Raw genomic sequence first — 14,946 nt, forward strand, 5'->3', positions numbered from 1 at the left:
ATCTTAAATTGAAACCTATATAAATAATTGAGACCCGATTTTTATGTTATTTCATACCCCCAAATTACCCGCTGAAATCCGTATTAGTCATTTGAATGCGCGCATTAATGAGCAACGAAAAAAAATAGCGCAAACAACGTCGTCTAAACTGGAACTTTTGCAATTGAGCCAGCAATTGTCAAAAGAAGCGCGTGCGCGTAAGAAAACTAACCAGAAAATCTATGTACTCGATTTTAAAGGTGATATGGCTGCGTCAGCAGTAGAAAGCTTGCGTGAAGAAATTACCCTGATTCTATCTACAGCCAAAGCTGGTCGTGATCGTGTCATTGTACGTTTAGAAAGTCCGGGTGGTATGGTACATGGTTATGGTCTTGCAGCTGCGCAGCTGGTGCGCTTACGTGAAGCGGGTTTTCATGTGACCATCTGTGTCGATAAAGTTGCAGCCAGTGGCGGTTATATGATGGCGTGTATTGCAAATGAAGTGCTTTCTGCACCGTTTGCGATTGTGGGTTCAATTGGGGTAGTGGCACAGGTGCCAAACTTTAACCGTCTACTGAAAGAAAACAAGATCGATTTTGAACTTTATACTGCGGGTCAATATAAACGTACGGTGACCATGTTTGGTGAAAATACCGAAGAGGGCAAAGCCAAGTTTGAAGAAGAATTGCAACAGACACATGCCTTATTTAAACACTTCGTGGAAAAATATCGTCCACAGTTAAATGTTGAAAAAGTGGCAACGGGTGAACACTGGTATGGTCAGGATGCCCTAGACCTGAATCTGGTAGATAAACTGCAAACTTCTGATGAATATCTGCTAGGTCTTTTACCGCAACATGATGTGTATTTAATCCAGACCCGTAAAAAACCAACGCTGGGCGAAAAACTAGGTTTGCAAGCAGCACAAATCGCAGATTCTTTTATCCCCGCGGTGATGGATAAAGTGGTAGATACGCTAACCAAAGCCAATTCAAATCTGGTTCAGATGCGTGATCCGAAACTTTAATTTATTGCTCTAAAAATGATATGGAAAGCTCACTTGGTGGGCTTTTTTATTTTTGAAATCAAATCATTATGATATAAGTGAAGTACTTTGGTTGAGTCTAGGCTCATATGCTCACGTTTATTTTATTATTGGGATTCTTTAACATCGTGTTTATTCCGATGTTATGTATGCTCTATGCTGAAGCCAAACTCATAAATAATGATTCGAAGAAGATTCTGTTTTGGCTGAGCTTTCTACCTGGTGCATGTATTTTTCTATTATATGGTGTTTTAAAGCCAAATAATCCACCCGTTACTTCATCGAAAGAATGTGGTGTGGTGCAGTCTTATCAGGTATATAAAACTCGAGGTGGAACTCAGCATGAAAGCGTGATCATTCGCTTCAATGGTGCCAAGTATAGTCGTTATTTATATTTCGATCAGCATTTTGAGAAAATGCCGAAAGGGCAAAGGGTCTGTTTTGAGTATTTAGATAAGTTTAAATACCCACACTTGTCAAAATCTAAGTTTGTTAAATGGATTGACCCCACTGAAATGCCGACCAGCACTGAGGTAAATCATATAAAATAAAGCATATTTTACTGTTAGAGCAGAAACATGGCTGTCGCTGAAGCATATCTTGCAACGCAAAATTGTTATTTTAATTACGAGTTTGAAGAATTGAATTTAGAGGATTTTCCTGAGGAGTTATCTGTGTCACTGCGTGGCATGATGTTCCGCCATGAGATTCAATATCCTGATGCCACCTATTTTATTTATTACAGCGAGATATTGACGGGTCATGAATTGCAAAAAATGAAAGATGATTGGATGCGATATTGCCCACTTCCATAATTGAAAAATATGCAGCTCATTAAATTTGTGATGACACACTTTAATTCAATGAGATGCTGAGTTTAAGAGCTTGCTTCTATGGGCTTTTTTTGTAATAGCATGATACTCCCCGTAAATATAGCGCCAATGGTTGCCAGCAAAATATCTTTATGTGCATCCCACATATCACCTTGTTGTCCATTATAGTTTTCAGCTTCCTCAGGAGATAGACCAATGGCAATCAGCCATTCCAGCCATTCATAGAGCATGCTGCTGGCCACCACAAACTGAATCACCAGCAGGAAAATGACCACAGGTTTCTGCTGCGGCAGCCAGACCTGAAACAACCGGTAAAATACCGGGTAGAGTAAAAGACCAAAAGCCAGGTGCACAAAACGGTCAAACATGTTGCGTGACCAGCCCATGGCAGCATTCAGGTCAAAGCCAAAGAGTGTCTGAGTCCATTCATTATAAGGTACATAAGAATACAGATAATGTGCAGCAACCACATGAATCAGCAGAAAAGCCAGATAAAGGTTGAAACTGAAGAAGCTCAATCCGATTTTATACAGGCACAAGATCAACATAACGATCATAAAAACCGTACCTGTTTGATGGAGCAGATAAGATTCCATTTCTAAAGGTTGAATACTGGCAAAGATAATCGCAATTGCCAAAATCCCTAAACTAACAAAATGTTTGCTGCTTAATCGATGATCCATCATCTATTTCTATATCATTTTTCTTAAAGTTAGACATGATTATAAATAAAAAAGCGAAGCCGGAGCTTCGCTTTTGGTCTTAATTGTCTAAATTAGATTTTAGCGATTAAGTCTTTAATTTGTTTTGCTTGTTCAGATGCATTACCTGTATATGTTGCAGGTGTCATTTCAGCCAAACGAGCACGATCCGCTGCAGGAACAGCTTCTAATTCGTTACCGTTTACGAAATCAACCATCATGTCGCGAGTCATGGCTTGACCACGAGTCAGTGCTTTTAATTTTTCATATGGTTTTTCAACATTATAACGACGCATAACCGTTTGAATTGGTTCAGCCAAGACTTCTTGAGCATTGTCTAAGTCTTCATCAATACGTGCAGCATTCAGTTCAAGTTTAACCACGCCTTTTAAGCAAGCTTCAAACGCGATCAAGCTTTGCGCAAAACCTACACCCATGTTACGAAGAACAGTTGAGTCAGTCAGGTCACGCTGCCAGCGAGAAATAGGCAGTTTTTCACCTAGATGCGCAAGAACTGCATTGGCAATACCCAAGTTACCTTCTGAGTTTTCGAAATCAATCGGGTTAACTTTGTGCGGCATGGTTGAAGAACCCACTTCGCCTTCTTTCAATTTTTGTTTGAAGAAACCAAGTGAGATATAACCCCAAACGTCACGGTTGAAATCGATCAGGATAGTATTGAAACGACGCAGCGCATCAAACAGTTCCGCCATGTAGTCATGTGGCTCGATCTGGGTGGTGTACGGGTTAAAAGTCAAACCTAAAGATTCAACAAATGCTTGTGAATGCGCAGGCCAGTTGATGTCTGGGTAAGCTGAAAGATGCGCGTTGTAATTACCCACTGCGCCATTGATTTTGCCCAGTAGCTCAACTTGCTTGAACTGTTTGATTTGACGGGCAAGACGGTAAGCCACGTTCGCCATTTCTTTACCCAAAGTTGTTGGGCTCGCTGTTTGACCATGTGTACGAGACAACATTGGTTGGTCAGCATGTTTCTCAGCCAATGCAACAATTGAATCAATGATTTGTTGCATAGACTCAACCAGTACATCACGACCGCTTTTCAGCATTAATGCATGAGACAGGTTATTGATGTCTTCAGAAGTACATGCAAAGTGAATGAATTCGCCTGCATTTTTCAGTTCTTCAATGCCTGCAATTTTTTCTTTCAGGAAATATTCAACCGCTTTCACGTCGTGGTTCGTAGTACGTTCGATCTCTTTAATGCGGTTGGCATCTTCTTCAGAGAAGCTGGCAACAATCGCATCAAGTGCAGCATTGGTTTCAGATGAGAACGCTGGCACTTCAGTGATTTCAGGACGGTTGGCAAGCGCTTGTAACCAACGCACTTCAACAGTCACACGAGCATGGATCAGACCAAACTCAGAAAGAAAAGGGCGCAGCGCATCACATTTGCTAGCGTAGCGTCCATCTAATGGAGAAAGTGCAGTTAAAGCGTTCATATCGATTCCCTAAATTTTGGAATTAAACGAAAAACGGTGCGCGTACAACAACATGGTTTAGATCACCTGAAACTGTAAGCGCGCGAGATTTTGGATATCCTGTAGCAACTTGCGCTTGCCAAAAATCATGCCCCATGAACTGCCGCCAAGCTGACGCCATAAGTGCGCCATTTGCAGTCCAGTAAAGAGTGAAGCACGGATGCGGTTGGTATGACCGGAATCTTTAAAGGCTTCAGCATTGCCACGCACCATGATCCGCGGATTGATCTGGCCGGCGGTATCGACATAGGTCTGAGCGAGATTGGCAATGATGCTGGGGTGCATGTAATTGTTATCGAAGAAGGAGAGCTGTCTGAGGATTTTTTGCTGGGATTGTTCGATGATTTCAACAAACTTGGTATTGCTATAGACCTTCTTTTCTAACTGAAGAAGTGCCATGGCATAGGACATTGGAAGCTTGGTCGATGAAAGTTTTGGAAGTCTGGATTTTGGGGAAGTATTAAAAGGTTGGGTAATGCTGCTTTCCAGGGTTTTTAAACCGAGGGAAATATCGGCCAGCTGATTAAAGAAGTCTAAGGTCTGGGCATTTAACTTGCCACTTGGACGGATATTTAAACTGGCTTTAATCAACTGTTCAAAATAGAAATTACCGCTTTCACCAATGCTTTGCTGTCCCGTCAATGCAGTCATATGCGTCAGCTGGGTGGCCTGAAAAACCCCCGCTAGCGCCAACGCACGATTTTGACGAACATTCAACGTTGTGGCTTGTTGAAACGGTAACTCCGTCATACCGAAATCATCCTTTAATAAAATCAGGTTTAGGCGCATTGGTATGATGAATCACGCCACCACCTAAACAAACTTCACCTGAGTAGAATACAACGCTTTGACCCGGGGTCACTGCACGTTGCGACTCATCAAATTCAACACGAACACCATTTGGTGTTTCTGGATCCTTGAAAATAGTACACGCTTGGTCAGGCTGACGGTAGCGGGTTTTTGCCGTACAGCGGAAACCTGTTTCAGGAATATCCTGTTCACCGGCTACCCAGTCAATCGCTTCAGACCACAATATGGTACTGTGCATCAGTGGATGTTCATGACCTTGACCCACCACCAGACGGTTACCTTCAATATCTTTATGCAGTACAAACCAGGCACCCTCTTCCGCGCCTTTCATACCGCCAATACCGATCCCGCCACGTTGGCCGAGCGTATAGTACATTAAGCCGTGATGATCACCAACCTCTTTGCTATCTTCCAGCACGATTTTTCCAGGTTGCGCCGGCAAATATTGCTTTAAGAAGTCATTGAAGCGACGTTCACCAATAAAACAGATACCCGTAGAATCTTTTTTCTTCGCTGTTGCCAGACCTAATTCTTCTGCAATTTTACGGACTTGCGGTTTTTCAATTTCGCCGACAGGGAACAGGGTCTTATTAATTTCACGACCATGGACCGCATGCAGGAAGTAAGTCTGGTCTTTATTATTGTCATAACCACGCAGTAATTGGGCATATTGCTCACCGCGCGAATTGGTCATGGTTTTGCCGCGACGACAGTAGTGACCAGTCGCGATAAAGTCAGCGCCCAGATTGATCGCATGATCCAGGAAGGCTCGGAATTTGATTTCTTTATTACACAAAATATCCGGGTTTGGGGTACGGCCAGCAGTATATTCAGCCAGAAAATGCTCGAACACGCGATCCCAGTATTCCATCGCGAAGTTGGCGGTATGCAGTTTGATCCCGATCTTGTCGCAAACGGCTTGTGCATCGGCAAGATCTTCCATTGCCGTACAGTATTCTGTGCCGTCATCTTCTTCCCAGTTTTTCATGAAAAGACCTTCAACCTGATAACCCTGTTGAAGGAGGAGAGCTGCAGACACAGATGAATCTACACCACCAGACATACCGACGATGACACGTTGTTGCATAGGATTAGGCATCCAAATTTGAAATTAAGGGAGAATTTTGGTGCTCGTAAATGAGCGATAAAGGATAGTGTTTGCCAGCTTGGGCATCCTGCACGGCTTTAATCACCAATGGGCTGCGAGCACGTGCGGTTTCAACCAGTTCATCCAGCGTCATCCAGACTGCACCGACAATACCGGTATCCAGTTCAGCATTTTCATCATGGCTGACGGCTTCTGCTCTCAGGCAGAAACGGAAATAGGTACGATCCGGGAACATCGGCGGGGTATAGGTATAGATGCCGATCAGATCAGTAACATTGACCTGATAACCGGTTTCTTCCATAGTTTCACGAATGGCTGCTTCGACAATGGTTTCACCTGCCTCCACATGGCCTGCCGGTTGATTGAATACGGTATGGGTAACACCTTCAGTATGTTCTTCAACGAACAGGAATTTTCCATTTTTTTCGACGACAGTTGCGACAGTGACGTGAGCAGTCCAAGCGGTCATAGAGGAGCACCATGGAATAAAAACTGTATTCTACAAAATTTAGGCGGCGGTGGCTATGTTGATACTCGGGATTTTAATTTAGATGATTAACAATAAATGTATTTGGCGAAAAAGAAAGCGTAGAATATAATGAGTGCATAAAATACTAAAACAGCAATATTTGCATTCTACGCTTTAATATAAGAATTTGATTTAAAATAAAATTTAATAAAAATTAGCAGTATTTCATAACAATTAAAATAAATAACAGGCTTTATAGGACAGGATTCCAATGAAATTCAGAACAGACATCAATGGCCTCAGAGCAATTGCAGTGATTGCAGTCATGCTATTTCATTTTAATGCGGCCTGGATGCCTGGCGGTTTTATTGGAGTAGATGTCTTCTTTGTGATTTCAGGCTTTTTAATGACTGGAATCATATTTAAAGATTTAGAACATGAAAAATTTTCTATTCTGAAATTTTATGTGGCTCGTGCGAATCGGATTATTCCAGCTTTGGCCGTGCTGTGTCTGGTATTAATGATTTTTGGCTGGTTTTATCTGACGCCTTTTGATTACAAATTATTGGGTAAACATGCCGCAAGTAGCATGACTTTTTTATCCAATATCAGTTACTGGAAGGAATCCGGTTATTTTGAGGCAGGTACTCACGAAAAGTGGTTATTACATACTTGGTCACTTTCCGTCGAATGGCAATTCTATATGATTTATCCGCTTGTTCTCATTGCAATGCGCAAGTTCATGTCCATTCAGACCATGAAATTTATGCTGCTGGCAGGAACGATTTTAGGATTCATTCTATCTGTGATCGCTACCTACAAATGGCCAAATCCCGCTTATTTCCTGTTACCTACCAGAGCCTGGGAAATGATGATCGGGGGAATTGCTTATCTTTACCCTTTGGCCTTGCAGGAAAATAAGAAAAGGTTGCTGGAAGGAACGGGATTGGCACTTATTCTAGGGTCTTATTTTTTCATTTCTGCAGAAGATTTGTGGCCTGGCTATCTGGCAGTTTTTCCTGTTATCGGCACCTTCCTGATGATTCAGTCGCATCGAAATGACAGCATTATTACCAATAATATTGTATTTCAAAAATTAGGGGCCTGGTCTTATTCTATTTACCTCTGGCACTGGCCTTTGGTGGTTCTGATCTATATCTACTCATTGCCTGAATATTATGTGTATGCCGGAATAGCACTTTCTATAGTGTTAGGTTTTCTGAGCTATAAATATATTGAGCAGATTAAATTACCTTCATATCATCAGTGGAAAGATATTTATCGTATAAAACCGCTTTATTTTTCTCTAGTGCTCATGGGCTTAGGAGTTACTTTAAATATATTTAATGGTTTTAATACAGATCTGCGCCAAGGTGCAGCCTCAGAACAGGCAAAATTTTTAGATTATTATAATGAGAAATTCAAAAATTTAAGGGATGCATACTGGCTAAAATGTGATACTTACGTGAGCCTGACCGAGCATAATAGTTATGATCCTGATCCGGTCTGTATCACGAAACAAAAGGAAGGTGGGGTGTTCTTATGGGGAGATTCTCATGCTGAGGCACTTTCTTTAGGGCTGAGGACATTACTAAAATCCAATGATATCCCTTTTTATCAGAAAACCTCTTCTATCTGCCGGGCATCGCTGACCGAGATCCACTATCATAAAGGAGCTTATAAAGAGGCCTGTGACTATTCCAATAAACTGGCACTAAAGAGCATCGCAGAACTGAAACCCAAAATTGTGGTTATCACCCAAGCCCTGAAACACGACGAAACGAATTGGGAAAATATCGGGAAAAGTTTACTTCAGCTTGGCGTATCCAATATCGTCATTGTGGGGCCAATTTCGCAATGGAAACCTTCGCTTCCTAAAGTGATGGTGAAACCGAAAAACTGGAATAGTGCTGAAGATTTTATATTTGATGCCGGGCTGGATCTAAGAGCAGTTCAGGTAGACGAGAAAATGAAAAAATTACAATATCCTCAGGGAATTACCTATATATCCCTCATTGATCATCTATGTAAAAAAGATGATGTGCAGCAGCAATACAAATGTCGGATTCGGGCAGCTCAAGGAGAAGACCTGCTTCAGGTGGATTATGGGCACCTAAGTGAATCAGGCTCTTTATTTGTGGGGAATACCATACTGTCAAAATACTTATTAAATTTATATTCTCAGGATGTGACCACAAAACAATAAGCTTATTTCCTATGATTGATCAGCCACCCATTGAGGTGGCTTTTACGTATATAAGTTTAATCAAAATTATTCATTCATATTGAACACTTCAGTGATCCCGCAATCACGCACAAACTGTTCATCGTGTGAAACTAAAATCATAGCGCCTTTATAAGACCGAATTGCACTTGCCAACGAAGCTTTAGACTCAATATCCAGATGATTTTCTGGCTCATCCAATAATAAAAGTTCGGGTTGAGGAGAGACTTGGCTGAGACCTAGTAACGCCACTTTCAGCTTTTCACCACCACTTAACTGAGGCAAAGGATAAGTACCTTTATCACCACGAATTCTAAGTTGGCCCAATAAATTACGCCATTTCACTTCCGGAATATCAGGATTCATCTGCCTTAAATTTTCAATTGCACTTAGTGCTTCATTGAGAAAACTAAAATTTTGATCCAGATAAAAACAGTTTCGTGCCAAAAAGATTTGATCGAGAGGTTGCTGCTTTTGTAGGGCGGTCAGTTTCAGCAAAGTGGATTTACCACTTCCGTTTCGGCCTACAATATGGATTTTTTCACCTGCACTTAAAGCAAGATTCACAGGCTATGGAGTACCAAAAAGAAGCTTTAAGTGTTTAACCCGCAGAATTTCACCAGACTGTAGTTTAAGGTCTGGAAATTGAAATAGCTGAGGTTTTATCTTTTTAAGTCGCTGCTTTTGAACTTTTAATTCAGATTGTTCATTCGAAATTTGCCGTTGGTGCTGTGCCTGAACTTTCCCTACACTTTGACCAGCCTGTTCTTTTTAAAGTCTAAAAGCACTTTGGCTTGGGAATTCGAATCACGTAATTTGTTTCCGGCATGTTCCTGCTTTTATACTTTCATTAAAACGTCATGCTGCTTGTGCTTCATCTGTTTAATATCACGCTGACTCTGTTGAATTGACTGTTCGAGTGAAGCGACATTTTTCTGATACTGTTCAAAAAACTCCGCATAGTTTCCAGTAGAGTGCTGTAATCCATACTCATTTAAATAATAAATATGATCAACCTGATCTAGTAAAGTCCGGTCATGACTAATGATCAACGCACCAGCAGGATGTAATTTTAAATGCTCTATTAACCATGTTCGTGCTTCACAATCCAGATGGTTAGTCGGTTCATCCAGCAATAAATAATATTCAGGCTTTAAGAACAAGCTACATAAAGCAAGTTTGGTCTTTTGGCCCTCACTCAAATATTGCACAGGAAAGTCCAGATCGGTGGGTAATTGTGCTGAGCTCAACAGTTGCTGCCATTCATGCGGCAAGTGCCAACTATCCTCAAGTAGCTCATAATCCTCGAAACTGACTGTACCATGTTCAACATTTTTAAAAGCACGATGTAATTGACTTACTTCGAGTGCTTCAGCAATTGTGGCTGCCTTTAACCGATGCAATTGTGGTAGATAGGCATTATGCATTTGCCAGGAAACTTTACCTGAGCAATGTGGAGTAGAATACTGAGTCTGATGCAAAAGCTGCATGAGCAAAGACTTACCTTGTCCATTACGGCCTATTAAAGCGCTGACCTGAGCTTTAGGAAGGGTAAAATTTAAATTCTGAAATATGACTTTGGACGGGAATTCTAAAGTCAGATTGGATATTACACATGCCTGTTGAGTCATAAATAACCTCATAAATACAGGATGCACAAAATAAACAAGAGATTTTTTCTAGAAAAGATCAAGCCAGACGATCTATTTTGCACATCAATCTAAAAATAATCGTTGATGAGAAAAATAGACTTACTTCATTGGCGTGACTCATTTATAAGAGAAGGGGAGTTCGGACCTTATTTTAATATAAATAAGCTTGCTTAAAAATAGATCAAATTAGGATTGTTTATCCACTGTATTGATGCTGATTTAAGTGAATTTCAGGATTTTAAGAATATGAGATGATTGACTTGAAGTGGAACGAGTAAGTTTCATTTATACTATGCGGCTAAAGTCTTCTCTATTTTGCTTTTAAAGGATTTTTTTATGTCTGAACTCAAGCTCTACATTGCTTTATTGGGCGGAAAGCATGAAAAAGCCAATGTAGAAGTACATGACGTAATTCCGGTCATTAGTTCAGATATTAAGACAGCTTTCCCATATTTGAAGCAGCAATGGTTTGGTTTACAAAAAGGCCTGCATGTCGATGGTTGGATGACGATCAATGGTGTCAACTATCAGGATCTGAATTATCAGGTTCAGGTGACGGACATACCTGTAAAACAGGATTTAAAACTATTCCTGATCAATCTGGGTGCTTATGTGCCAGATCAGTTTGGTGAAATCCATAAATATCTGGTAGTTGCTGCAAAAAATAAGACTGAGGCTAAAGCACAAGGCAAGCTGGCCATTGAAAAAACTTGGTTTAAACCTCATACCGATGCCGTGATTGATGTGGATGATTGCTTAGAACTGAACAAGATTGACCAGAAATTTGTGCATCTAGTAGAGGGAGACTTTGAAGCCAATAGTTTTAAGAACGATTATGTGGTTATTCCTTAATTAAGATAAGGCTACATAAAGTAGCCTTAGTTTGTCGATTTATTTGTAATGACCTGAGATTTTCACATAATTCTGTGCTGAATAAGGCAAGAAAGCTATTTCCTTCTCAGTCAGTGGACGCACTTTTTTGACTGGACTGCCTACATACAAGTATCCACTTTCTAATACCTTATTCGGTGGTACCAGTGAACCTGCTCCAATCATCACATCATCTTCAACAACTACATCATCCAGAATAATTGTACCGATACCCACTAAAACACGATTACCAATGGTACAGCCATGTAATTTTACATGATGACCGATCGTGACATCTTCACCAATAATCAATGGTGAACCTTCAGGTTTATCCGCCTTTTTATGACTCACATGCAACATGGAATGATCCTGTACATTCGAGTTCTTACCAATACGAATATGATTCACATCACCACGAATTACGGCAAAAGGCCATACAGATACATTTTCGCCTAAAACAACATCACCTACGACTACCGCCATCGGATCGATATAACAGGAGTCAGCGACTTGCGGGCGAGTATCCAGATAAGGGCGAATGTTTTGGCTCATGTCAGTATCATCCTGAAAGTTTATAAGTATTATAAAATAAAAAAGCACACATTCGATGAATGTGTGCTTTCGCTTTAGTAAGATCTAATATTGATAATAAATATTAGAACAGGTTACTAAAAAATTGTTTGATATGATCCAGCATACGAGCAAAGAAACCAGCTTCTTCAACTGCTTTTAGTGCAACAAGTGGTTTCTCAGCAATCACTTTGCCGTTTAAAGTCGCCACATATTTACCTACGACTTGACCTGGTTGTAAAGGTGCAGTCAGTTTAGGCTGAACGACCAATTGAGTTTTAATGGCATTGGCCTGACCTTTAGGCATAGTCACGTTAAAGTTTTCTGCAAGACCGATCTGAACTTCATTTTCCTTACCAAACCAGACTTTAGACTTGGCTAGAACCTGTTTAGCTGGCTGAACATTTTTGGTTTCAAAGTTTGCATAACCCCAAGCCAGAAGTTCACGTGTTTGTGATGCACGTTCATTCATGGTTGGTGCACCGAAAATCACTGAAATCAGACGAGTCGGACCACGTTTTGAAGAAGTCGTTAAGCAGTAACCGGCTTCATCGGTGTGACCAGTTTTCAGACCATCTACACTTGGATCAGTATAGAGCAGGGCATTACGGTTACCTTGCTTAATCCCGTTAAAAGTAAATTCTTTTTCAGAGTAAATTGGATAGTATTTTGAACTGTCTTTGATGATGTGCTGAGCCAAAGTTGCCATATCTTTCGCTGTCGAATAATGGCCTTCAGCTGGCATACCAGTCGAGTTGATGAAGCTGGTATTAGTCATGCCGATCCGTTTCGCTTCCTGGTTCATCATATGTGCAAAGGTACCCTCGTTCCCTGCAATATGTTCAGCCATCGCTTTAGACGCATCATTACCAGACTGGATAATAATCCCACGCAACATTTCTAGTGCAGTCGCCGTACCGTTTAAAGGTACATACATACATGATTCTGCACTGCTACCACGGCACCATGCAGATTCATTCATGCGAACCTGTTCATCTTCAGTCAGCTCACCACTTAATAACTTCTGCTCGATGATGTAACTGGTCATCATCTTGGTCATTGAAGCAGGGGCTAATTTTTCATTTTCATTTTTTGATGCGAGAATTTGCCCTGTCTCGTAGTCCATTAGCACATAAGATTTATTATTCAATTCTGGTGGTGCAGATAAGACAGTTGCTGCAAAGCTAAAACTAGGAATTAATAATAATGCAGCAAGGGCAGTTTTTTGGGTCATTTCTAGTGGGTTCCAATATCTTGATGTAAGCACGAAGAGCCTAGCATTTTAGGACAAAGCTAGGCTGACTTCTATGGGAAACCCGGGGTTATTTCAAAAGTATTGTAAGCAATCACTCAAAAAGTGGATTATTTACTGTAGCTCACCAACTCATTGCAAATGGCCTGATTCTTTTTCTTGCCAGCCTTTTTGGCGTCGCTCTGTGCTTCGGCCAGAATGTTACGGAAATCTGACTGTTTTACCATCTGGTTCAGCCGTTCAACCGGATTTTTTTGACCCGGCAAATATTCAATCACGAGCTGGTTATAACCTTGATTGAATTTTGCTTTGTCTTTGACCATGCTTGGGCAAATTTCAGAAAGGACATAAATCGCAGCCAATTCTTGCTTGGTAATTTCCTGGTTTGGGGTGACTTCAATATTTTCATTTGCTGCATAAACCGAGCTGCCCCAAAGTGTCATACCAGCAACAACAGATAAACTTAAACTTTTAATTAATGTATGTTTCATCAAAAAACTCAAAAATTACATGTAGAACAATAATTTGTTAGCTTAAAGATATTTTTAAAATTGAAAAGAGGGGAAATGTAGTGAAGCTGTAGAATTATGAAGAAATGTGTAAGAGAAAAAAGACGATGCTGGCATCGTCTCATTTCAGCGAGAAAAACCTTATTCCTGATAGGCTAAAACATCTTCACACGCTGTTTTTTGTTCGTCTTTTGCAGTCTGTTTTGCACCTTGACGCGCTTCTTCAAGCACAGTCTTGTATTCACTGTCTGCCTGAAGTTTTTGATAGGTCATAGATTTGTCTGAGTATTCTTTTAGATAAGATTGAATCAGCTGCTGAATCGTTGTATCGAATTTTGCATTCTGACCAATAATGCCTGGACATACTTCGATCATTACCTGTGCAGACGCAACATCTTCTTTCACGATCATGTCATTTTCTTCAGCTGTCAAATCATTGGCAATAACTGCAGGAGATACAAAAGTTGCCAAACTTAAAGCCAAAGTACCCCAAAGAGAGAATTTTTTCATCATCTTAAGCCATATGTATTAATGGATATCGTGCTACAAATATATATAATTCCTGAACTAATACAATGAAATGTCCTAGCGAGTCATTTTTTAGCTCAACGAGATTTTGCAGTGAATATATTAATTTCAAATGATGATGGTGTTTTTGCACCGGGTATACAGGCATTGGCGCAGGCCTTGAGACCTTTAGGACGCGTTGTGGTGGTAGCTCCGGAAAGTGAACGTAGCGGATTTTCCAGTGCACTCACTTTAGACCGACCATTAAGACCAATCCAGATTTCTCCCGATGTATGGGCAGTGAATGGTACGCCAGCAGATTGTGTTTATCTGGCCATGAATGGTTTATTTGATGTTGAATTCGATCTGGTGGTCAGCGGCATTAACAGTGGTGCCAATCTGGGAGATGATGTGCTGTACTCAGGGACGGTGGGTGCCGCATTTGAAGGCCGTCTGGCCAAACAACCTGCATTGGCAGTTTCTCTATGTGGGCAAAACGTTCGATCTTATACCTTGCCAGAAGATTATCGCATTGCAGCGCAATGGGTACATGATTTTATCGCGGCAGGTTTGCCGACTTTGCCTGAACGTCATATTTTTAATGTGAATATTCCTGATATGGCTGAGCTGAAAGGAACTAAAGTGACCTTTCAGGGACGCCGTAGCCAGTCCAAGCCGATTACCAGTCATGTAGATCCACGTGGTCGCCAGGTTTACTGGATTGGGCTATCGGGTGAAGCAGTCGCAATGCCAAAACATAAAGGAACTGAAATCGAGTCAGACTTTTTTGCAATTGCCAATGGCTATGTAAGCGTGACGCCAATTCAGATGGATGCCACAAACTATGACACACTTCACACTTTGCAAGCCCAGATTCTAAATAAAATCTAATGAATGTTATAAGTTTGTGAAAAA

Annotated in this window: 15 protein-coding genes and 1 pseudogene; 6 read left to right on the forward strand and 10 right to left on the reverse strand. The window is 40.9% G+C overall.

The window, feature by feature from the left end; genetic code table 11:
* The first annotated feature begins 43 nt into the window (after positions 1–43).
* From sohB to F897_RS08225, 3 genes are all read left to right on the forward strand, one after another.
* A complete protein-coding gene (gene sohB, locus F897_RS08215; RefSeq protein ID WP_005234956.1) occupies positions 44–1,006 on the forward strand; it encodes a protease SohB in 963 nt (320 codons plus the stop codon).
* A 107-nt stretch (positions 1,007–1,113) separates the two neighbouring features.
* The gene (locus F897_RS08220; RefSeq protein ID WP_005234958.1) at positions 1,114–1,575 is read left to right on the forward strand and encodes a hypothetical protein; all 462 of its coding nucleotides are present in this window, start codon (positions 1,114–1,116) and stop codon (positions 1,573–1,575) included.
* A gap of 27 nt (positions 1,576–1,602) precedes the next feature.
* On the forward strand, positions 1,603–1,839 hold the full coding sequence (locus tag F897_RS08225) for a hypothetical protein (protein ID WP_005234962.1): 237 nt from the start codon (positions 1,603–1,605) through the stop codon (positions 1,837–1,839).
* A gap of 62 nt (positions 1,840–1,901) precedes the next feature.
* Here the strand turns inward: F897_RS08225 and F897_RS08230 are convergent, their stop codons facing one another.
* From F897_RS08230 to F897_RS08250, 5 genes are all read right to left on the reverse strand, one after another.
* Positions 1,902–2,543 carry a DUF2238 domain-containing protein gene (locus F897_RS08230; protein ID WP_005234963.1) on the reverse strand — a complete coding sequence of 214 codons (642 nt, stop codon included), beginning with the start codon at positions 2,541–2,543 and terminating at the stop codon, positions 1,902–1,904.
* Positions 2,544–2,632: 89 nt separating this feature from the next.
* Positions 2,633–4,021 (reverse strand): adenylosuccinate lyase, encoded by a 1,389-nt coding sequence (gene purB, locus F897_RS08235; RefSeq protein ID WP_005234964.1) that lies wholly within the window; start codon positions 4,019–4,021, stop codon positions 2,633–2,635.
* Between the two features lie 57 nt (positions 4,022–4,078).
* Entirely contained in the window at positions 4,079–4,810 is a 732-nt protein-coding gene (gene hflD, locus F897_RS08240) for a high frequency lysogenization protein HflD (RefSeq protein ID WP_005234970.1), read from the reverse strand.
* A gap of 7 nt (positions 4,811–4,817) precedes the next feature.
* Entirely contained in the window at positions 4,818–5,957 is a 1,140-nt protein-coding gene (mnmA, locus tag F897_RS08245; RefSeq protein WP_005234972.1) for a tRNA 2-thiouridine(34) synthase MnmA, read from the reverse strand.
* Between the two features lie 4 nt (positions 5,958–5,961).
* The gene (locus F897_RS08250) at positions 5,962–6,447 is read right to left on the reverse strand and encodes an NUDIX hydrolase (RefSeq protein WP_005234974.1); all 486 of its coding nucleotides are present in this window, start codon (positions 6,445–6,447) and stop codon (positions 5,962–5,964) included.
* A 271-nt stretch (positions 6,448–6,718) separates the two neighbouring features.
* On the opposite strand from F897_RS08250, the gene F897_RS08255 reads away from it, so the two are divergent.
* Positions 6,719–8,653: an acyltransferase family protein gene (locus F897_RS08255; RefSeq protein WP_005234977.1), complete on the forward strand. Its 1,935-nt coding sequence runs from the start codon at positions 6,719–6,721 to the stop codon at positions 8,651–8,653.
* Positions 8,654–8,719: 66 nt separating this feature from the next.
* Here the strand turns inward: F897_RS08255 and F897_RS08260 are convergent.
* Positions 8,720–10,302, reverse strand: a pseudogene (locus F897_RS08260) (ATP-binding cassette domain-containing protein).
* A 357-nt stretch (positions 10,303–10,659) separates the two neighbouring features.
* On the opposite strand from F897_RS08260, the gene F897_RS08265 reads away from it, so the two are divergent.
* Complete coding sequence (locus F897_RS08265) at positions 10,660–11,175, forward strand: DUF1543 domain-containing protein (RefSeq protein ID WP_005234992.1); 516 nt, start codon at positions 10,660–10,662, stop codon at positions 11,173–11,175.
* A gap of 39 nt (positions 11,176–11,214) precedes the next feature.
* Here F897_RS08265 and F897_RS08270 read toward each other — a convergent pair whose 3' ends face one another.
* The 4 genes from F897_RS08270 to F897_RS08285 all read right to left on the reverse strand — a co-directional run bounded on the left by F897_RS08270 (position 11,215) and on the right by F897_RS08285 (position 14,037).
* On the reverse strand, positions 11,215–11,745 hold the full coding sequence (locus F897_RS08270; RefSeq protein ID WP_005234994.1) for a gamma carbonic anhydrase family protein: 531 nt from the start codon (positions 11,743–11,745) through the stop codon (positions 11,215–11,217).
* A 103-nt stretch (positions 11,746–11,848) separates the two neighbouring features.
* Complete coding sequence (gene dacC / locus F897_RS08275; protein WP_004782636.1) at positions 11,849–12,997, reverse strand: D-alanyl-D-alanine carboxypeptidase PBP5/6; 1,149 nt, start codon at positions 12,995–12,997, stop codon at positions 11,849–11,851.
* Positions 12,998–13,125: 128 nt separating this feature from the next.
* Positions 13,126–13,506 (reverse strand): MCR_0457 family protein, encoded by a 381-nt coding sequence (locus F897_RS08280; protein WP_005234997.1) that lies wholly within the window; start codon positions 13,504–13,506, stop codon positions 13,126–13,128.
* Between the two features lie 159 nt (positions 13,507–13,665).
* Positions 13,666–14,037, reverse strand: coding sequence for an MCR_0457 family protein (locus F897_RS08285; protein ID WP_004782632.1), 372 nt, complete (start codon positions 14,035–14,037; stop codon positions 13,666–13,668).
* A 108-nt stretch (positions 14,038–14,145) separates the two neighbouring features.
* Here F897_RS08285 and surE point away from each other — a divergent pair, with 108 nt between their 5' ends.
* On the forward strand, positions 14,146–14,922 hold the full coding sequence (surE, locus tag F897_RS08290; protein WP_005234998.1) for a 5'/3'-nucleotidase SurE: 777 nt from the start codon (positions 14,146–14,148) through the stop codon (positions 14,920–14,922).
* The last annotated feature ends 24 nt before the right edge of the window (positions 14,923–14,946 follow it).

This window comes from Acinetobacter variabilis (assembly GCF_000369625.1).
In the GTDB taxonomy this organism is placed as follows: domain Bacteria; phylum Pseudomonadota; class Gammaproteobacteria; order Pseudomonadales; family Moraxellaceae; genus Acinetobacter; species Acinetobacter variabilis.